Below are 19,517 nucleotides of genomic sequence, written 5' to 3'. Positions count from 1 at the left end.
GTCAGTCCTTGACCGCTGAGGCGTCTGATACACCGCTGGCCAAAGCGGCAATCACGTTCTGACTGGTCATGTGTACCAGCGCATTGTCGTCCTTGCGCACGGCCACCCCGTTGTCGTGTGAGGCCAGATAGGGCAGCAGATCGGCCACATTGGTTGAGGCCGGAACCTCTTTGATCCCGCTCGGCGGGACGTTGTCCGAAGCCACATCGCCCGCCGTCAGGATCAGCTCCCACGGGACGTCATTGGTGAATTCACGCACATAATCGTCGACGGGGTTCAGGATCAGATCGACTGGGCGCCCGATCTGAACCACTGCGCCATCCTTCATGATTGCCATTCGATCGGCAATGCGCAGTGCTTCAAGAAAATCATGGGTTATGAAGACGATAGATTTGTGCAGCTCTTGCTGTAGCCGCAGGAACTCGTCCTGCATCTGGCGTCGGATCAATGGGTCCAGCGCGCTGAAGGGTTCGTCCAGAAACCAGACCTCTGGTTCTACAGCCAGCGACCGTGCAATGCCGACACGCTGTTGCTGCCCGCCCGACAATTGGCTGGGAAAGCTGCTTTCGCGCCCTTCTAGGCCGACCAATGAGATCACGCGCTCGGCGCGCTCCAGACGCTCTTTGTCGTCCAACCCTTGCAACTTCAGGGGAAAGGCCACGTTTTCCAGAACGTTCAGGTGCGGCATCAGGCCAAAGCTTTGGAACACCATCCCCATCTTGTGACGGCGAATGTCTATCAGTTCCTTCGCCGAGACCTTCAGCAGATCCTCACCATCCAGCAATATTTCCCCGGCGGTGGGTTCGACCAGACGGGACAGGCAGCGCACAATGGTGGACTTACCCGAACCTGAAAGCCCCATGATCACAAAAATCTCGCCCGGCATGACATCAAAGCTGACATCGGTCGAGGCAACAATGCCGCCGTCATCGCGAATGTGTTGAGCCAGGGCCTTGGCCTCGTTTGGGTCCTGACCTGCCACACCGATGTTGCGCAGATGTTGATCCGCCCCTTTACCGTAAAGTTTCCAAACATGTTTGCAGGACAGTTTCGGGGTGCTGGTTGGGGAAGATGCAGTCATTTTAGCAGCCTTACAAAGGGTGGAGCGCAAATGTCGCGCTCCACCATGGTCAGAGACGGGTTACTGTTTTGCCGCTGCAACCCAAGGCTGCCACACGTCTTCGTTTGCGCCCATCCACTCGGCCACGACTTCTTTGACTTCGCGCCCGTTCTGATCCACTTCCAGGATCAGTACGTTCTGTACGTCGTTGGTCAGGTTCATCTGCTCAACCATCTTCATCGCATCCGGATAGGTCGACGCGAAATCTTTCGAGACGATCTTATCGACAGTCGCCTGCTGGAAGCCGCACGCCTCGCCGCGTTTCTGGCTGGCCTCGTCGCAGGTGCCATGCGGCGTGTCCCATTCGACCCAGTTCACATCGGTCTCGGCAAAGACCCAGTGCGGCTGCCACATCATCATCAGGATAGGCTGCTCGGCGGCCACGGCGCTTTTCAGTTCGGCCAGCATCGCTCCTTCGGAACCGCCCGGAACCGGCTTGAACGGCAGATCGATCAGCTCAACCAGATCGGCTGACCGGGTTCCCCAGTCTGCCGGGTAGGTGATCAGACGACCATCCGGGAAGGTATCCGCGGCGGCAAAAGCCTGCGCGCAGTCATACAGCGCCTCATAGGCCGGTAGGCCCGGGCATTTTTCGGCCATGTATGGCGGATAAATCCAGCCTTCCTGCGGCTCAAGCCCAAGGCCGCCAACAACAATGATATCCCCGGCCTCAACGGCCTTGGGGTAGATGTCGCCGACATTGTTGGTCCAAAGTTCCGGCTGATAATGCAGGCTGCCTTCGGCAATGGCGGCCAGCTGCGGCACGGCACCGGCGGTCACGTACTCGACCTCGTGGCCCAGCTGTTCGAACAGCGCCCCTGCAAAATGGGCCGAGATATGCTGACCGGTCCATTCGTTGACAGCAATCTTGATGGGATCGGCCAGAGCAGCGCCTTGGCTTAAAAGCAGCGCGGCTGAAGCCAGCAAAGCAGGCTTCAGAGAGTTTGAAATAGTCATAGTGTGACCTCCGTTGGTGGACTGGCCATTTTGGCCTTTATTGTTTGCTGTATCGAAAAACAGTACAGTTGCAGGTATTTGGCCCAACAGACTGCTTTCTATCAACAGTGTTTTTATTAGCTCTTTCGAATGCGATCTTCACTTGCACCAAGTTGAGCATGAACGCGATCCTAACATGAGAAAACAGACCATCAAGGATTTGCACCCTAAGTAATTGATGCGCAACACGGGTTCGGTTCTTTTGCGCATCACTACACGATAAAGATCTGTACTTTGCTGATGATTGACCAGCCCGACCCAGATACCAATAAGACACGTTTCGGTATTTGTTTTGACCACCAAACCCGATCCACAAATAAAAATTCTTGAATTGTTAAGAAGTCGAAGGTTATTTGACTGCTGTACGTTCGTTGTTTGTTTTTTACGAGTTTTCCATGCCGACAACATTTACCGTCTTTTCCCTTGGCAACCAGCAAATCTGGGACACGGCTGAAGGCAACCAAACCCTTTCAACCGGCGCAGTGAATTCGTCCCTTGGCACCTATGGGTCTGCGGGAAATCCTCTGTTTGACAGTAGACAGACTTTCGCCGAGGCAGGGTCTGGTTTCAGCGGCGGGGATTCTACGGCCTATGATCTGGACAACAACGTCTCGAACGATCAGTTCAGCATCGACGGTGGGTCGCCGCAGTCGTTTGATGCAGCAATGCAATTCGATGCTGTAATTACATATACCGATGGCTCGACCGTAAGTATTACAGCTGTTGTTTTTCAAGATACCAACGGCAACACCTATTGGGCACCGGAATTTCAGGATAACGCGGATCAGGACGCGATCGACGCAAGCGCGATCGAGTCGATTCAATTGGTCTCGCCGATCTATGCGAACGGCTTCAATACCGGATACTCGCTGTTCGGGGACAGGGCCGATTCCGATCCGTTGTGTTTTGTGCGGGGGGCGTTGATTGCCTGCCCGGACGGGCCCAGGCCCATCGAGTTCCTGAAAGCGGGAGATCAGGTGCTGACCATGGATAGCGGCGCACAACCAATTCGTTGGATCGGTCGACGCACAATGGCGGCTATTGGAAAATTCGCACCCATCCGAATCCGCGCGGGTGTTTTGGGCGCTGAGGACACATTCGAGGTCAGCCCGCAACATCGCCTGCTGTTACAAGGCGCCGATATCGAGTTGCAGTTTGCCAGCCCACAGGTTTTGGCAGCAGCAAAGTATCTGGTTGACGGTGACGGAATATCTGTGCGCATCGGTGGCGAAGTCGAATATTTCCATCTGCTTCTTGATGATCACCAGATTGTCTGGGCCAATGGCGTCGCGTCAGAAAGCCTTCTTCTTGGCAAAGCGGGGACAGCCGCGCTGGATGAAGAGGATGTTTCGGAAATCCAGACGTTGTTTCCAGAACTTGATTTGCCATCAGGGCGGGGTCTTGAGGCTGCGCGCCCGGTTTTGAGATCTTATGAGGCGTCGTTGATGGCCGCAGGGCGTTCAACGGAAAATCCAGGTGCCCTTAGAAAGATTGCTTGAGGCGGCGGAATAATTTCCTGTTTTAGAATGGCACGGATCGGGGAATTTAAGCCTCTGCGTCTTGCGGATCAGGATAAAAACCCCCGAAATATCTCTCAATTTCAGGCGTGTAGAGAAGTAGAAGCGCGAACGTGCGATATCTCGCAAATGCCTGGCTATGCGCAACAAGGTGATCCATCGCCTTTTTGGCAGTCGCGGTGTTGTTCGAGTGACCATTATTAGAGAGCTTTCCGCAAGAAACGGGTCGCGGTGTTGGGGGCGCGCGGACTAGTTTTTTGGGAGAAGCATTAACGAGGAACCGGCAACAAATGACTCCGCAGCCCATGCCATCGATGGATTTGAAGGCCACTGCCATGCTGCTGTTGCTTGCGGCCGTTTGGGGCGGTTCGTTTTTCTTCGGTGAGGTTGCCCTGACCGAAGTGCCGCCACTGACAATTACGCTGCACAGGGTGATCTGGGCGGTTCCTATTCTTGCCCTGATCGTCATATTCAAAGGATTGAGCGTGCCACGCACCCCTCGGATATGGGGCGCTTATCTTGTTATGGGCGCGCTCAACAATGCCATCCCATTCTCGCTGATCTTCTGGGGGCAAACGCAGATCGACAGTGGACTTGCGTCAATTTTAAACGCAACGACGGCAATGTTCGCAGCAGTTGTGGCTGGTTTGCTTCTCAAGGATGAGCCGTTGACGCCAAAGAAGATAGCAGGTGCTGCGCTAGGTATATTGGGTGTGGCCTTCATCATGGGGCCAAGTGCGTTGACTGAGTTCAATCCCAGCAACCTGGCACAGTTGGCTATCCTTGGGGCCACACTTTCCTATGCTTTTGCCGGCGTCTGGGGCAGAACTGCCCTTTCAGGCCAACCGCCGCTTGTGAATGCGCTCGGTATGCTGATTGGCAGCACCGTACTTATGATCCCAATTGTTCTTGTGATGGATGGCGCCCCCAATTTTGCTTTGTCTTTAGGCGTTTGGTCTGCGCTTCTTGGGATGGCCGCGTTGTCAACGGCATTGGCCTATGTTCTTTACTTTGCAATTCTTGCGCGTGCGGGTGCGGCCAATCTTCTTTTGGTGACGCTGCTGATCCCACCGTTTGCTATCGGTCTTGGCGTGACATTCCTTGGTGAGAGGATGGAGCCGAGCGCGTGGATTGGGTTCGCCATCATTGCTTTGGGCTTTGCCGTGACCGACGGTCGACTTTTTTCACGCATCGCTAAAGGCAAGCCCAGACAAGCGGAATGAGACGCATCTTTGAATTTCACGGCATAATGGCAGGCGCGAGCAACACGAAGTTCGAATATGGATAACTTTTACATGGAATGAGGGACGTTTCAGTGCACCAGGACACTAAGCAACATGGAAACCGCCCAGCGGCGCTTAGCCGGAATAGGCGTGATCGTGTTTGCGGAGTCGATTGTGCAACAATTTGGCCACCCCAATCACGATGAGAGCTGCCAGAATGAACAGCCAGCCAAACAGAATATAGGCCCCCAATGCCATCAGGATAGAAGAACCGGAATATAAGGCAAAACCGCCAGCACATAGGCCAACAAGGATGGCTATTCCGAAAATTCCCATCATTTCTTTCGGCCCTCCGGCTGTGACCTTGGTCGTGTCCCTCTCCAAACTGGCAAGAGTGATGCCTTGGAGCGAGCGCCCACGATGATTCCGCGCCTAAATCATGGCAAAACTGTGAACCACCTTGGGTTAAAATTTGATTATTGTTACCTGACGGGGCAACGCCCCACTACTCGTTCGACACTGCGTATTTTTTGAGGCCTAAAGAAGCCTGACCCAAGTATTCCTTAAATTCCGACCTGCGGCAATGCTTTCTGAAAAAGACTTGGAAAAATGTGCGAAGGTCTGCTTGCCAACATATAGATCTGTTGCGGGATTGGACCAGTCGCACCGGGCTTGTTTAGACCAGGCCTCAGGCTTGTTTCACCTGTGACAGGACAAAAACACCAGCGATGACCAGCCCGATGCCAACGATTTTTTGCAGGTTCAGTGTCTCGGAAAACAAGAAATATCCGACGACAAGAATGCCGACCATCGCCAATCCGGTGACGGCCGGGTAGGCGATACTCAGTTCAAGGCCGCGGATGGCGACAATAAAGCTGCTCAGCAACAGCAAACCACTGATCAACCCGGCCCAGGCCCAGGGCGAAACCACAAGGGCACGAATATCGAAAGGTCCTGAAAGCTGTTGCATAGCCAGTTTGAACGAGACGTTTGTGCAAATGTTCGCGCAGACCGCAAATAGCAACGCAGACCAGTATAACGACATAGTATTCTCCTTCGTTTTCGCGGCCATCATCAAAGGGTCAGGTATTTCGCAGCCAGGGTCACAAGAACAAACGCGCCACCGACCATAAGACTGATCCTGTCGCGCAGGGCAAACAGGACCGGATCGTCCGCGACCCGTCCGCGCCGGGCACCGACCCAGATGCGGTTGCCCCAGTACAGCAGTAGCAGACACAGCAGCCAAAGGATTTCGGGTGTCCGGTAAATCTCCTGCACTTCGGGGCTGTTGATATAAAGCGCCAGAATGACAACGGCTGCGGTGATATTGGCCACGCCCAGGCTGAACATGGTTTCGCTGTCGGCATAGGAATAATCCCGGCCATGGACATTGCCGTCATCTTCAGGTGCCGCGGCCACTTCGATGTAGCGTTTCAGATAGCCGAGGCTGACAAAGACAAACATCGAGAATGCCAGAAACCAGGATGACAGGACAATTCCGGTGGCCGCAGACCCCGCGATGACACGCAGCGTGTAAAGCGACGCCAGCACCATGACATCCGCTGTTGCAATCTGTTTGAGCCAGAAGGAATAGGCCATGGTGATGATCAGATAGGCAATCAGCACAACCGTAAAGACGGGTGGAAGGAAAGTCAGTGAGAGGGCAAAGGCGATAACGGGCAGCGCGATGGCCCCGGCAATGCCTGTATGCAGGGACAGATCGCCCGATGGCAGAGGGCGGTGCCGTTTGCTTGTGTGCTGGCGATCAGCGGCCAGATCAACCAGATCGTTCAGGAAATACACACCCGACGCACAGAGGCTGAAGCAGATAAAGGCCAGAAGAGAGGCAAGAACCGATGTAAAAGGCAGATACTGCTGAGAGGTGAAGATCGGCGCAAAGATCAGGGCGTTCTTTGCATATTGATGCGGCCGCATTGATTTGAGAAAGGCGCGCCACAGCGGCGGGCGTGATGTGATGACTTTCTCGGCTGTGCCCGCCGCCTGCGCCGTTGCCACCTCGGATTCAGGAGCATTTACGAATATGTCCGACGCAGAGGCGGCCCAGATTGGGTTGTCGGCAGCGCTGTCTCCGGCATATGCAAATGCATCACCATGGGCGGCGGCGCGTATCGCGGTCAGCTTGTTGGCGCCTTTCAGGTTGTGATCTGCATCCGTTGCCAGCACGGACTCGAATATCCCCAGATGTGCGGCAACCTTATCGGCATATATGCGGTGCGAAGCTGTCGCGAGAACCAACTGCCTGCCATCCGCTTTCTGCTGTTCCAGGTATTCAAGAAGCGGGGTTTCGTATGGCAGCGTCTCGGCTCTGAGGGTGACCTCCTGGGCAATGCGTTCCTTGGCGTAGGGAATACCTTTGAACAGCCATAAAAGGAGGGGAAAGATATTAAGCGGGTTCCTTTTCAGGAATTGAAGAATGGCCTCGACAAAAAGATCAGTTCTGATCAGCGTCCCGTCCAGATCAACAAAAATTTTCTCGGGCTTTTCACTCATTACAAGAATTCTACTTTTGATTTTTACCTCATTGAAAGTACGTAATTTTAGTAACCTTTTTTCTGTTTCAAAATTGCCGGACGCGTTGCACAGGGCTGATGTGTTCAGAGTTTGACGAGCTTGCCGCTTGTCACGGTAATTTCTGCTTTTTCAAAGACGTTGCGTGTGTCGAAGATCAGCGTCGCCGTGCGCGCGACCAGATCGTAATCCGGGGCGCTGTGATCGGTGATGACGGCCACCGCCGCATATTGTCTCAGGTTCTCGGCCGCCAGCGGCACAGACTCCCGGCCCGCAAGCTGCGGGTATTCACCGCCTTCCGGCAGTCGGGGGAAATACGGGTCGTGATAATCCACCTCGGCCCCCAGCTTCTCCAACTCATCCAGCAGCACCAACGCCGGGCTGCGGCGGGTGTCTTCGACATCGCGCTTATAGGCGATGCCCATCAGCAAAATATTCTGCCCGGTCAGCGGCTGCCCGGTTTCCGCCAGCGCCGAGCCGTTGCGTGCCGTCAGCTCTGCAGCCATGCGCGCAGCCAGCATCTGCGGGACGGCGTCGTTGCTGGAGCGTGCCAGATTGATGATCGGCGTATCCGACCCCGCATCTGCGGCGCGCCACGCCAGATAGGCGGGGGACACCGGAATGCAGGCCCCGCCAATGCCGGGGCCGGGATAGAAGGGCATAAAGCCAAAGGGCTTGGTGGCCGCTGCCTCGATTACCTCCCAGACGTCCACATCCATCGCCTCAAGCGCAGTTTTCAACTCGTTGACCAAGGCAATATTGACGGTGCGAAAGCTGTTTTCGACCAGTTTCACCGCTTCGGCTGTGGCGGCCGAGCTGACCGGCACCGCGCTGGTGACGATGGCGCGATAGAAATCCTCGACCAGTTGCCGCGACAGCGGATCGTCGGCACCTACCACTTTGGGAATACTGTGCGTGTCGAACTTGTCATTGCCGGGGTCTTCGCGTTCCGGCGAGAAGGCCAGAAAGAAATCAGAACCTGCACGCAGACCGCCGGCCTCAAGAATGGGCTGGACCAGAGTTGTCGTGGCTCCGGGCCAGACGCTGCTTTCCAGTACCACCATCTGACCGGGGCGCAGATGCTGCGCGATGGTTTGGGCTGCGGCAGCAACAAAGCGCATGTCCGGGTCCTGCGCATCGGTCAGCGGGGTCGGAACGCAGATCAGCACGATATCGGCCTCGGCCAGTGCGGCAGGGTCCTGCGTGGCGCGGAAACGCCCACTGTCCACAGCCTGCGCGATCCGATCCGACGCCAGATACGAGATGACCTGATCGCCCTGATTGATCCGCGCCACCCGATCGGGGTTGAGGTCAACACCGGTCGTGTCGAACCCCTCATCATAGGCGGTCAGCGCCAGCGGCAGGCCGACGTAGCCCAACCCCACCACCGCGACCCGCGCGTCGCGCGCCGCGATAAGCTGCCCGAGGGACTGATGGTGCGAGGTTTCGTAGTTCATAATTTACCCTGATCTTACAAAGTCAGACTGAAATCAATTCACGGTATGGCTGTCGGAAATTCTAACCTTTTCCACGGATAGGAGGAAGGGGGTGCGAATCCAACAAATTTGTCAGCCTGGTTCCAGACTGCCGTACCGCGTTTCCAAAAAGGGTTCAATTCTTGGACGGACACAGAATTGTTGCGGGAAGTTTGAAAAAGGCGCGCCTGGGAAAAATTTCTTTACTTCGGGCTTAGCGCCGTTCGAAACGATGCCTCGGCCAGTTCTGCACCTTTGTCCCAGCTAAAGTTTGAGGCTTGCGCCATGGCTTTTTGCGACAGGTCACTTCGTAGTCCGGGTTCTGTCAGTAAGCGGATGGTTTGATCCGCAAGGGCCTGGCTGGATAGGGGGTCGAAATAAAGCCCGCCATCACCCACCACCTCGGGCAGACTGCCGCGATCCGAGGACAGAACGGGCGTGCCGCATGACATCGCCTCGAGCGCGGGCAGACCGAACCCCTCCCAAAGCGAGGGAAAGACCAGCGCATTGGCCGAATTGAGCAAAGCGGCAAGTTCGGGGTCATCAATCTCACCGGTGAAAATGATGCGCTCGGAGCGGGTGGCATCAGCGGCAGCACTGGCCTTGAGGTCCTCGACATTGTCCCAGAACCGCGCCCCTGTAGTGCGCCCGACAATAGCTAGGCGTGTGTCCGGTGCTTTCTGAAGAATCTGAGGCATGGCTTCAATTAGGCGCAGCACGTTTTTATGTCGGTTGAACCCGCCCAGATAGACCAAAAGCGGTGCATCAGGGGGGATGCCATAGGCCTCTCGGGCTTTCACCAAAACCCGATTGTCTTGAATAGGCTGAAAGACGTCCTCGGCCCCTTCGGTGATCGTGTCAATTCGCGCGCGGGGAATGCGCAGAATACGTGTCAGGTCGTTTGCCGAGGCGTCCGAGATCGTCATCACCCGTGTCGCTTGCATTTTGGCCAACCAGCATTTGGCCTGCCAAAGTCGGAAATTCAGACGCTTTGGAAAGATCAGTTCGGGAAAGCGTTCAGGGATCGTGTCGTGATAGCAGACTACTGTGGGGCGCCGGGCCGGCAGCGGAAAATAGGAATAAACCGCCGGGTAAAAGAACACGTCGCAGTCGATGCGTCGGGCCGCCTTGGCCATTGTCAACAAATCGGCCCCGCCCCGGGCTTTGGCTCCCGATGAGGCCTCGGACATCGAAAATTCAGAGCCTGCAATGCGGGTTTCGACACCTTCCGGCACGGGTCGTGTCGGTTCCTGATCAAACAGGAGCGTATATCGAAAGCCGGTATCGCGGGCGGCCAGAGCAGCGACCAGATTCCGGGTGAACCGGCCAAAGCCTCGTTCGTTATCCCAGGGTGTTGCGTCAATGGCGATGTGGGTCAAAGGTCTTGGTCCCTGATAACATGCAGTAACTGGTTGCAATTAAACTATTTTCCATACCTGTTGCGCAGATAATCCTGCGTGGCCTCCAACCCAGAGTCGAGGTCGTATTCCGGTGCATAACCTAGTCTGGCCCGCGCATGGTCGATCTGGCAATGCCCCTTGGTCGAGAACAGTTCCAACATATAACGGTCCGGGTAAACCTCGCCCTGTTGCGGCAACCGTTGTTTCACCATTTGCACTATCCCCTCAAACCTCTCGCGACCGATCCAGCCTCGGGCAGCGGCGCTGATCCGGGCAGCCAGCGGCGGTGTGTCCGGGATTGTGCCGGGTTCCTCGGGTGGCAACCGTTCTGCGAGATCGGCCAGCGGAACATAATGAATGCTGCCCCGACCGATGATGTTGGCATAGCCGGTCAGCAGAGAGGACCATGAAAAAGGACGCGCGCCTGAAATGATGAACCGTTCTTGCCCAAGCCCCACCAGCACTGCGGCGCGCAGCATGGCCTGAACCAGATCGTCGACGAACACTGCGTTGCACAGCCCCTCGGGTTCGGGCAGCACCACACTGCCTGCGGCCATCCAGTCGGCCAACCGGTCCGTCCAGAGCATGCTGCCCGGGCCATAAACCAACGTGGGTTGCAGGATCGCAATCGGACAATTTCCCTGTATCAGAGCCTGTTCCATCGCCATTTTGGCCTGCCGGTACGGTGTGCCTCCGGCTTGGGATAACGGGCTATCCTCAGTCAGATCCTCCTGCGGCCAGCCGTCATAGACGACGATCGAGCTGATATGGATGATCCGCCCGACCCCGGCGGCGTCAGCGGCCTGTCTGAGGGTGTCGAAGGTATCAAGGTTTTCGGCTGCAGGTGCGCGCATGTCATAGGCCAGATGAAACAGTACGTCCTGATCGCGTAGCGCGTTTTCCATGGCGGCCCTGTCGCCAAGCGCACCGGTTACGACATGTGCCCCCATCGCCTCAAGCGCGCGCACGCCATGGCGGCTGCGCAGCAGAACGGTGACCTTGGCACCGGTGTCCAGGAGGGCCGGCACAAGCCGTTTGCCGACAAAACCGGTCGCCCCGGTCACGAAGACCGATTTGCCATTCAGGCGGTCCAATCCGGTAATGCTCACACTTCAAATCCTCTGTGATCTCGTTTTGTCGGCAAATGTCATCCTTCAGAAACCTAGCGTGGAGGCAGCGTCTGTGCTACTCCGCTCATAGGTGAATTGTTGTTAAAGATGCCGGGTGTAGCGCTGTTGCGCACCCGTGGTTGTTAATGAGGAATTGAATGAAGATCGGTGTGATCGGTGCGGCCGGAAAGATCGGCCAAATGCGGGTTCAGAACATTCTTGAGTCTCCTGACGCTGAATTGGCGGCGGTTCTGGATCTTGAATTTCATCGCGCTGTGGCTGTGGCGGATGGCGCGCCTGCCTTTACCGATCTTGACCGGTTTTTTGCCACACAGATGGATGCGGTGGTGATCTCGACCCCGGCGCATATACGTGAACCGCTCTGCCTGCGGGCCTTTGCCGAAGGCCTGAATGTGCTGACCGAAAAGCCGCTGTCTCCGACCGTGGAAGGGGCAAGGCGGATCGTCGATGCGGCGAAAAAGGCGGGCAAGGCTTTGGGGGCCGGGTTCAACATGCGCTATTACCCGTCCTTCGCTCATGTGAAAGAGGTCGCATCCTCGGGCGAGATCGGAGAGATCGACCATGTCCGCGTATATGGCGGCCATGACGGGCTGGGCCATTTCACTCATGATTGGGAATATCAGGCTGAATTTTCCGGCGGCGGTGCGTTGTGGGATGTGGGTATTCACATGACCGACATGGCGCGTTTCATTCTGGGCGAGATTACCAGCGTTTATGGAGTGGCCACCAACACGGTCTGGAACGTGCCGGGGTCCGAGGACAACGCTGTGGCAATCTTCAAGAACCCCGATGGTATTCCGGCGATCTATCAGGCCTGCTGGAACGATTGGAAAGGCTATCAAAGCGTGATCGAGGTGTACGGCTCGCGCGGTGTGGTGCGCGGGGCCTATGCGCCGATGCAGAACCTTGTCATCACCATGGACAAGCCCGGTGGGGCGCCCAAACGGGTGCGTAAGTTTTATCCGGAAATCATGGTGCGCGAGAAATTGAAATCCTGGAAATCGACCGCGATCCTGTCCTTTGGCGACGAACTGGCCGATTTCATCCGCCTGACCCGCGGTGAAACCGGCCTGAACTGCGCCGACGGTCATGCGGGCCTGCGCGCGGTCGAAATCGCCGCCGCTGTGCCGGAAAGCACGCATAGCGGTCAGCCGGTTGAACTGGACAATCTTGGGGACATGACAATCCGATGAGCAGCGATCCGACCCTTTCTATCGTTCTGACCATCGTGCAAGGCGGCAGCTATGTACGGGATTTCCTTGAAGCGGTGCGCAGTTTCGACGATCCGCCGCCGCTGGATGTGATCATTCCCTATGACGCCAGCGTTGCCGATGTCGCCCAATACGCCGATGATTACCCCGAGGTGCGGTTTCTGGACCTTGGCGTGATCGACCCCATCCGCCCGATCACCTCGGAGGCGGGTAAGCACGAGCTTTATGATCGTCGCCGGTCAGCCGGGCTGGCCGCGGCCACGGGCGATATCATCGGTATTCTCGAAGACCGGGGTCTGCCGCAATCCGACTGGGCGCGCACCATCGTGCGGTTGTATGCAGAGACCGGAAAGAACGTGATTGGCGGTGCAATTGAATGCATGGAGCCGGTCAGCCCGCTGAACTGGGCCTTTTACGTCACCGATTTCGGCCGCTATGGGCGACCGTTTGAGACCGGCCCGGCGGATTGGGTGTCGGACGTGAACCTGACCTATAGCCGCAAGGCGCTGGATGAGACGCAGCACCTGTGGAAAGACCGCTATCACGAGCCGATCGTGCACTGGCACCTGATCGAACAGGGCGAGGAGCTGTGGCTCTCAAACGAGGTGGTCGTGCATCACCACCGGCCCAGGGCGACATTTCGGGAATTGCTGCCCGAGCGGTTCGATTGGGGCCGCCTGTTCGGTGAAATCCGGGTGCGCAATCAAAGCAACGCAAAGCGCCTGATGTTGATCCTTGCGGGGCCACTGATTCCGCCACTGCTTTGGGTGCGTCACTATAAGCTGCAAGCCAGTAAGGGGCGGGGGATGCGGTACCTCAAGACGCTGCCTTATGTCATGCTGCTGTCGACGGCGTGGACGCTGGGCGAGGTCTGGGGCTACATCACCAAACGCCCCTGATCTGCGGTCACTTTTGGCGGCCTGCTAGATCGTAATAAGTCTTTTCGAATTGCTGGTGCACCCAATCCGGATCGAACCGGTCTTCGCGGCTGCGTTTCAAAGCATTTTCCGCAAGGGTTCGGCGGCGGTCTTCGTCTGACAAGACATCCGCCACGGCAGCGCAGATCGCATCGATATCGGCGATGGGCACGACCGCGCCAACACTGTCATCAATCAGTTCGACCACGCCGGAACAGGCGGTGGCCACCGCCGGGGTTCCGGCCTGGAACGCCTCGGCAATGGTGAAGGGCAGCGCCTCCCATCGCGAGGTCAACAGGAACAGATCCGCCGCCCGCAGGAGCCGGATCGGCTTGTCGGTGCGACCAATGAAGCGCAGGTGCTTACCCAACCCTTTTTCCTGCGCCAGCGCATGCAGTTGCGCCTCATCCGGTCCGTCACCTGCAACGATGAAACGATAGCCCGGATGGATGTCTTTCATCCGTGCGACGCAGTCGATCAGAATGTCGATCCCCTTTTGCGGCAGCAGACGGGCCAGTGTGACGATCACCCGGTCACCATCGCCAAGCAACTCGGCGCGCAGGCTGGCAATGTCTTCTGCGCTGTCCTCAGGCGGAGGGGAGACTCCCAGACCGATGACTTTCAGCTTGTCCTGCGGCACATTGCCGATGGTGGCCAGATCCTCGGCGGACCGATGACTGGGCGTGATCACCAGATCGCATTTCGCGGCAATCCCGCCGAATGCGGCGATCCGCTCGGGCTCGGACCCGTGATAGGTGACGGCCACCGGAATGCGTCGTCCAGTGCGGGCCAGATTGGCGACCAGGGCTGGGGCAGATTCATGGCAGTGGATCAGATCGACCGGATTGTCCGCCAGCCAGCGCCGCAACCGCCAGGCCGCGACTGCCGTATGACGCAGCCGGTTCGCGATGCTGCCGCCATCGCCCGCGACATAGCGGGTCGGCAGGTCAAGAAAATCCGGCTGCTGGTCAGGCCCGGCCCAGATATCGGCGGTGCCGGCCAGCGTGACACGATGATCGTGTGCCTGCAGCCAATCGCTCAGCCCTAGGATATGCCGGGTGATGCCGCCCATACCGAACTGGGTGCCCATTTCGACAACATGAAGGGGGTCTGAAGAGGAAGAGGTCTGCATCTGAAGCGGGATCGAGCCAATTTTCTGAACTATTCCCCGATCATAGCATGCGCACAGCATTTGCACATGCTGTGGTCATGGCCCGTGACAGCCTGCGTATGTTTGCAGCATGTCCGCAACACCGGTGGCTATCTGAGTGTCCATATGGCTTGATCCTTTCGATTGTCGCAGGGATCGTGTTTCATACCTGAAAGTTATTGGTTGTTTGGTACAATTCACATGCAGTCGCTGCGCATTCTGATGTTCACCACATTTTACCCGCCCTATTCCTTTGGCGGTGACGCCATAGGGATTCAGCGCATGGCCCGGGCGCTTGTGGCGCGCGGTCACGATGTGACGGTGGTGCATGACGAAGACAGCTATTTGATCTTGGGCGGCAAGCCGCAGGCCGAGGGCGACCCCGATGGGGTGCGGCGGATCGGGCTGCGCAGCCGCAATGGTATGATGTCGAACCTGCTGACCCAGCAGCTGGGCCGACCTGTTGTACACGCAGCCCGCATCCGCGAGATACTGGCCGAACGGAAACCGGATATCATCTGGCACAACAATACATCCCTGATCGGAGGACCCGGCCTGTTGCCGATGGGTGAGGGGCTAAAAGTTTATGAGGCGCACGAGCATTGGCTGGTCTGCCCCACCCATGTTCTGTGGCGGTACGGGCGCGAGCTGTGCGACGCGCGCCAATGCCTACGCTGCGTGCTGAATCACAAACGTCCGCCGCAGCTGTGGCGCTATACCGGCGCGCTGGACCGGGCGCTGGATCATATGGATCTGATCATTGCAAAAAGCGAATTCAGCCGCGCCAAACATCGCGAATTCGGTCTGCGGCAAGACATGCAGGTGCTGCCCTATTTCCTGCCCGATCTCGATCAGAGCGACCTGCCAGAACCAGCGGCCCATGAGCGCCCCTATTTCCTGTTCGTCGGACGTCTGGAAAAGATTAAAGGGTTGCAAGATGTGTTTCCGGCCTTTGACCGCTATTCGGATGCCGATCTGCTGATCCTGGGCGACGGTGACTATGCGGATGAGTTAAAGAGCCAAGCCGCAGGCAATGACCGGATTAAATTCCTGGGCCGCAAAACCCTTGAGGAGCTTAACGCCTATTACCGCGGTGCGATCGGGTTAATCGTTCCGTCGGTTTGCTATGAGACGTTCGGCATCATCCTGATTGAAAGCTTCCGTCTGGGCACGCCGGTGATTGCCCGTCGGTTGGGCCCATTCCCCGAGATCGTGGAGCGGGCCGGGGGTGGGTCGCTGTTTGAAACCGAGGATGATTTGATCGCGGCGATGCGTGAATTGCAGCACCAGCCGGACCAGCGCGGGGTGCAGGTAACTGCGGCGCGCAATGCCTTTCTGGACATTTGGCATGAGACCTCTGTGCTTGAAGCCTATGGTGCGGCGCTGGCGCGTGCGGCGCATGGAAAAGGTGATCGGGCGCTTTCTGCGGCTCTGGAGTCCGGTGCGTTCGAGAACGGAGCGCGTGCAGCATCACTTGCATGAATTGAGCGCTAGGGTGTCAGCGTTCCGATGCGATGGGCATTGGCCATGACCGAGAAGGTGATGGTTGTGGCCGGGATGCTGGGCAGGCTTGAGGCGTCAACAAGATGTACCCGTGACAACCCTTTGGGTCGCCCGAGGATGTCGGATTGCCCCGCACTGGGCGCTTTGGCCATGGGAACCGAGCCGCCGACGTGAAAGCTTGATCCCACATCGCCCGGACGGCGGGCGAACCTCAGCGGGATAAGCCCCGCCAGCTTCATGACCTGTGCCAACCGGGATGTTGCCTGCTCCATGACCGTTGCGGTTTCGTCATTGGATTTCACAGTCGGGACAAGCCGCCCGTCAGCGGCCAGCGTCAGATTGATCCAGGCGGAATGGGCGGAATGCAGAAAGGCCTGTGCCACGATCAGCCGCCGCGCCAGCCGCCGCCACAAAGGGGCCGATCTGGGCAGTTTAGAGCTGTAGCTGTTGATCAGATCATGCGCAAAAAATTCGTTCCAGGTATAAATCTGGGCATGGACCAGATGGGGCGAGATTTCGGGATCGTCGAGCTCGATGAAAATCTGTGGCAAGGTGTGGTAGGGCCTTTGATCCGGACGGCGCGGAGCGAGCCAGCGGTGCAGGCTGGGTAGAAAGAAATGCTGACTGTCCTGCAATTGCAAACCGGTGGTTGGGTCCGGCGATGAGGCCAGGAACAGACGCGCTGTTTCCAGAACCCCGGCGGCGACAAAGACACGAGTCGCTTGCAGGGTTTCCCCATTATCCAGCGTCACCGCGACATGGTCGGCATGTTCCTCGAACCGGCGGGCCAGACCGGTGCGGTACTGAAACGCAGAGTGATGGCGCAAATCATCGAACGTCTTTTGGGCTGAATAGATGTACCCCCAAGGGCATCCATGTAGGCACTGGCCGCAATATTGGCATCCGGGGTCAACGGCCAGACGCGCCAGTCCGGCATGGGCGCCCAGTTCTGACAGGCTGGTTTTCTGATGCTCCAGACGCTGCAACAACTGCTGCGCCTGTGGGGACGGGGTCAGCGGCACCCGGTCCTGCATCGAAAGGGCGGGGAACAGGGTCTGCAATGCATCCTGCTGGCCGCTTACGGGAAGAAATTCGGCGACGGCGCGGTAATGCGGAGCCAGATCGTCAATTCCAATCGGCCAGTCCGCGATGTCCTCGGCGCGGTTGGGCAGAACCGCCGAACCCCAGAGATTGGACAGCCCGCCCACCGCATGTGAGGCCCGCAACCCGATCCGTTCGGGCGACACCAGCGTGTCGGCCCCCGGCACCATGGCGAAATCCGACCCGAACCGGCGCACCTGCCCGGGCGGTGTGTCGAATTGAGGGGCCTGCCATTTTTTTTGGTCATCAACAGACCAGGTGTCGGGATCCGAAGCCGCAAGCTTGTCACGGCGGTCTTGCGCCGGGGCCTCCAGCCTGCCGCCCGGATCCAGCATCAGAACCTGACGCCCCCGGTTCAGAAGAGCCATGGCCACAGACACGCCGGACGGCCCGGAGCCGATCACCAGATCAGTCACAGATGGGAACCTGACGGCTCATGCGGAAACCGGGGACTGCATTTCGGTTATGATATCTTCGATAGTCTGCTGCAGCGTGCGCATCGGGCGGAATCCAGTGACGCGCTCCAGCTTTGACACATCGGGCAGCCGGCGCTGCATATCCTCGAACCCTTCGGGATATACCGCGTCATAGGGAACATAGCGGATTTCCGAGTTGGACCCGGTGAGTTCAATGACCTTTTCAGCCAAAGCGCGGATTGTGACTTCTTCGTTCGAGCCGATATTAAACACCTCGCCTTTTGCCTGTGGTGCGTTCATCAGCAACCCCAACGCCTTGACGACATCGGCCACATGACCGAAGCAACGCGACTGCTCGCCGCTGCCATGCACCATCAGGGGCGCACCCTCCAGCGCGGCTTTCACGAAATTTGGCAACACCATGCCATAGCGCCCTGTCTGTCGCGGCCCGGTGGTGTTGAAGAACCGCAGAACCGTGACTGGCAAGCCGGATTCACGGGCATGGGCCAGCGCCAGAAACTCATCCAGCGTTTTGGCACAGGCATAGGACCAGCGCAGGTTGCGCGTGGCACCGATGGTCAGATCGTCGTCTTCCTGAAATGGGAATTTTGTACTTTTCCCGTAAACCTCGGAAGTGGAGGCGACAAATGTATAGGTCTTGCTCGGCAAGGCCGCATCCAGAACATTCTCGGTGCCGGCGACATTGGTCAGGATCGAGCGGCTGGGTTCATCCATGATCAGTTTGACACCAACGGCGGCGGCCAGATGAAAAACGACGTCAGCCGGGCGAACTAGATCGGTGACCATCTGGCGATCCAGAATTGAGCCTTCCGTGAATGTGAAATTTGGGTGGTCCGCAACCGAGGCCAGATTTGCCAGCCGTCCGGTCGAAAGATCATCAAAGACCGTGACCGTGTGGCCATCCCGGATCAGCCGTTCCGTCAGATGAGAGCCAATAAACCCGGCGCCACCGGTAACCAGAATATGCATTTGTTCGTACCTGTTACTTGTTCAAAACCAATATACCCGGATCGTACAACCCGCGCTGCGTATCCGGCTATAGCCGCAGGCGGAAAATATCTGTTCACCACGGTTGCCCGCGTATTGCCGCGCGCACCCCTCGCATTGTCTTGCGCGCCGTCAGATAGGCTTTGCCGCGCCCTTCCAAATGCGCTTTCCAACGGGCGATGTCGGTAAAGTAAAACATCTCGAGCCGGGGCAGATCGTGGATATCGTCCCCCGCCTTGGCCACGCCCAGCCTGGTGCCGACCGAAGTGTCGTAATGCTGAGCGATCTGTCTGAGTACGCTGTTGTTCGACGCGCCGTAAGGCGGTGCGAAATGCCGGACAGGCTGGCCCAGCCGCGCGGCAATGTCCTGACCGGAGCCACTTACTTCCTCTTCCAGCATGAGCGTATCCAGCGTGGTGAGATCGGGATGGTTGACACTATGCGCGCCAAAACAGACCCCTTCCCCTGCCAGGGCTTCGATCCTGTCCCAATCCATCAGGGGGCGGGGGGGGATGTTGCCTCCGACCCAGTAGTCCATCCCTCCCATCAGGCCCGAGGGCAGATAGACGATGGGGCAGAAGCCATGATCGCGCAGAATGGGCCAGGCGGTATCAGCGAAATCTTCAAACCCGTCGTCGAAACTGATGATGACTACGCGGGGGGCCGACGGGTTGACCAGCGCATCGGGTGTGACCACCGGCAGGCCCGAGTCCGCCAACGCTTGCACCTGAGCCTTGAACACTTCGGGCGCGATTGAGGTCGGTCCAGGCGCATCCGAGATCGAATGATACATCAGGATATCGGCCTGCCAGGCGGTCATG

General features: G+C 57.7%; 17 protein-coding genes. 5 read left to right on the top strand and 12 right to left on the bottom strand.

The features are described 5' to 3' along the window. Position 1 precedes the first annotated feature (1 nt). A complete protein-coding gene (locus GOX21_RS08020; RefSeq protein ID WP_170376820.1) occupies positions 2 to 1,081 on the bottom strand; it encodes a quaternary amine ABC transporter ATP-binding protein in 1,080 nt (359 codons plus the stop codon). A gap of 60 nt (positions 1,082 to 1,141) precedes the next feature. Beyond that, a complete protein-coding gene (locus GOX21_RS08015) occupies positions 1,142 to 2,077 on the bottom strand; it encodes an ABC transporter substrate-binding protein (protein WP_170361707.1) in 936 nt (311 codons plus the stop codon). Between the two features lie 434 nt (positions 2,078 to 2,511). On the opposite strand from GOX21_RS08015, the gene GOX21_RS08010 reads away from it, so the two are divergent. Together GOX21_RS08010 and GOX21_RS08005 are read left to right on the top strand one after the other, a co-directional pair. Further along, positions 2,512 to 3,615, top strand: coding sequence for a Hint domain-containing protein (locus tag GOX21_RS08010; RefSeq protein WP_170376818.1), 1,104 nt, complete (start codon positions 2,512 to 2,514; stop codon positions 3,613 to 3,615). A 308-nt stretch (positions 3,616 to 3,923) separates the two neighbouring features. Further along, positions 3,924 to 4,856 carry a DMT family transporter gene (locus GOX21_RS08005; protein WP_254428489.1) on the top strand — a complete coding sequence of 311 codons (933 nt, stop codon included), beginning with the start codon at positions 3,924 to 3,926 and terminating at the stop codon, positions 4,854 to 4,856. A gap of 135 nt (positions 4,857 to 4,991) precedes the next feature. Here GOX21_RS08005 and GOX21_RS08000 read toward each other — a convergent pair whose 3' ends face one another. The 6 genes from GOX21_RS08000 to GOX21_RS07975 form a co-directional block, all read right to left on the bottom strand. Then, entirely contained in the window at positions 4,992 to 5,195 is a 204-nt protein-coding gene (locus tag GOX21_RS08000) for a hypothetical protein (protein ID WP_170350076.1), read from the bottom strand. 349 nt (positions 5,196 to 5,544) lie between these two features. After that, on the bottom strand, positions 5,545 to 5,901 hold the full coding sequence (locus tag GOX21_RS07995) for a DMT family transporter (RefSeq protein ID WP_170376816.1): 357 nt from the start codon (positions 5,899 to 5,901) through the stop codon (positions 5,545 to 5,547). A gap of 29 nt (positions 5,902 to 5,930) precedes the next feature. Continuing rightward, positions 5,931 to 7,367: a UbiA family prenyltransferase gene (locus GOX21_RS07990; RefSeq protein WP_170376814.1), complete on the bottom strand. Its 1,437-nt coding sequence runs from the start codon at positions 7,365 to 7,367 to the stop codon at positions 5,931 to 5,933. A gap of 104 nt (positions 7,368 to 7,471) precedes the next feature. Further along, entirely contained in the window at positions 7,472 to 8,842 is a 1,371-nt protein-coding gene (locus GOX21_RS07985; protein ID WP_170350079.1) for a nucleotide sugar dehydrogenase, read from the bottom strand. A 221-nt stretch (positions 8,843 to 9,063) separates the two neighbouring features. Then, positions 9,064 to 10,239 carry a glycosyltransferase family 4 protein gene (locus GOX21_RS07980; RefSeq protein WP_170376811.1) on the bottom strand — a complete coding sequence of 392 codons (1,176 nt, stop codon included), beginning with the start codon at positions 10,237 to 10,239 and terminating at the stop codon, positions 9,064 to 9,066. Between the two features lie 44 nt (positions 10,240 to 10,283). Beyond that, complete coding sequence (locus tag GOX21_RS07975; protein ID WP_170376810.1) at positions 10,284 to 11,369, bottom strand: NAD-dependent epimerase/dehydratase family protein; 1,086 nt, start codon at positions 11,367 to 11,369, stop codon at positions 10,284 to 10,286. 158 nt (positions 11,370 to 11,527) lie between these two features. On the opposite strand from GOX21_RS07975, the gene GOX21_RS07970 reads away from it, so the two are divergent. After that, on the top strand, positions 11,528 to 12,583 hold the full coding sequence (locus GOX21_RS07970; RefSeq protein ID WP_170376808.1) for a Gfo/Idh/MocA family protein: 1,056 nt from the start codon (positions 11,528 to 11,530) through the stop codon (positions 12,581 to 12,583). Then, positions 12,580 to 13,500 (top strand): glycosyltransferase, encoded by a 921-nt coding sequence (locus GOX21_RS07965; protein WP_170350083.1) that lies wholly within the window; start codon positions 12,580 to 12,582, stop codon positions 13,498 to 13,500. The genes GOX21_RS07970 and GOX21_RS07965 overlap by 4 nt, the downstream gene beginning before the upstream one ends. 7 nt (positions 13,501 to 13,507) lie before the next feature. Here the strand turns inward: GOX21_RS07965 and GOX21_RS07960 are convergent, their stop codons facing one another. Further along, positions 13,508 to 14,608 carry a glycosyltransferase family 4 protein gene (locus GOX21_RS07960; protein ID WP_170376806.1) on the bottom strand — a complete coding sequence of 367 codons (1,101 nt, stop codon included), beginning with the start codon at positions 14,606 to 14,608 and terminating at the stop codon, positions 13,508 to 13,510. Positions 14,609 to 14,869: 261 nt separating this feature from the next. Here GOX21_RS07960 and GOX21_RS07955 point away from each other — a divergent pair, with 261 nt between their 5' ends. Then, the gene (locus tag GOX21_RS07955; protein WP_170376804.1) at positions 14,870 to 16,150 is read left to right on the top strand and encodes a glycosyltransferase family 4 protein; all 1,281 of its coding nucleotides are present in this window, start codon (positions 14,870 to 14,872) and stop codon (positions 16,148 to 16,150) included. A gap of 8 nt (positions 16,151 to 16,158) precedes the next feature. Here GOX21_RS07955 and GOX21_RS07950 read toward each other — a convergent pair whose 3' ends face one another. The 3 genes from GOX21_RS07950 to GOX21_RS07940 form a co-directional block, all read right to left on the bottom strand. Continuing rightward, a complete protein-coding gene (locus GOX21_RS07950; RefSeq protein WP_170376802.1) occupies positions 16,159 to 17,688 on the bottom strand; it encodes a GMC oxidoreductase in 1,530 nt (509 codons plus the stop codon). An 18-nt stretch (positions 17,689 to 17,706) separates the two neighbouring features. Beyond that, positions 17,707 to 18,678 (bottom strand): NAD-dependent epimerase/dehydratase family protein, encoded by a 972-nt coding sequence (locus GOX21_RS07945; protein ID WP_170376800.1) that lies wholly within the window; start codon positions 18,676 to 18,678, stop codon positions 17,707 to 17,709. Between the two features lie 94 nt (positions 18,679 to 18,772). Further along, entirely contained in the window at positions 18,773 to 19,516 is a 744-nt protein-coding gene (locus tag GOX21_RS07940; protein WP_170376798.1) for a polysaccharide deacetylase family protein, read from the bottom strand. Position 19,517: the final 1 nt, after the last annotated feature.

This window comes from Ruegeria atlantica, from assembly GCF_013032005.1.
Taxonomy (GTDB): Bacteria; Pseudomonadota; Alphaproteobacteria; order Rhodobacterales; family Rhodobacteraceae; genus Ruegeria; species Ruegeria atlantica_A.
Note: the sequence above shows the minus strand (reverse complement) of the source record. Positions and strands in the feature narration are given on the sequence as shown.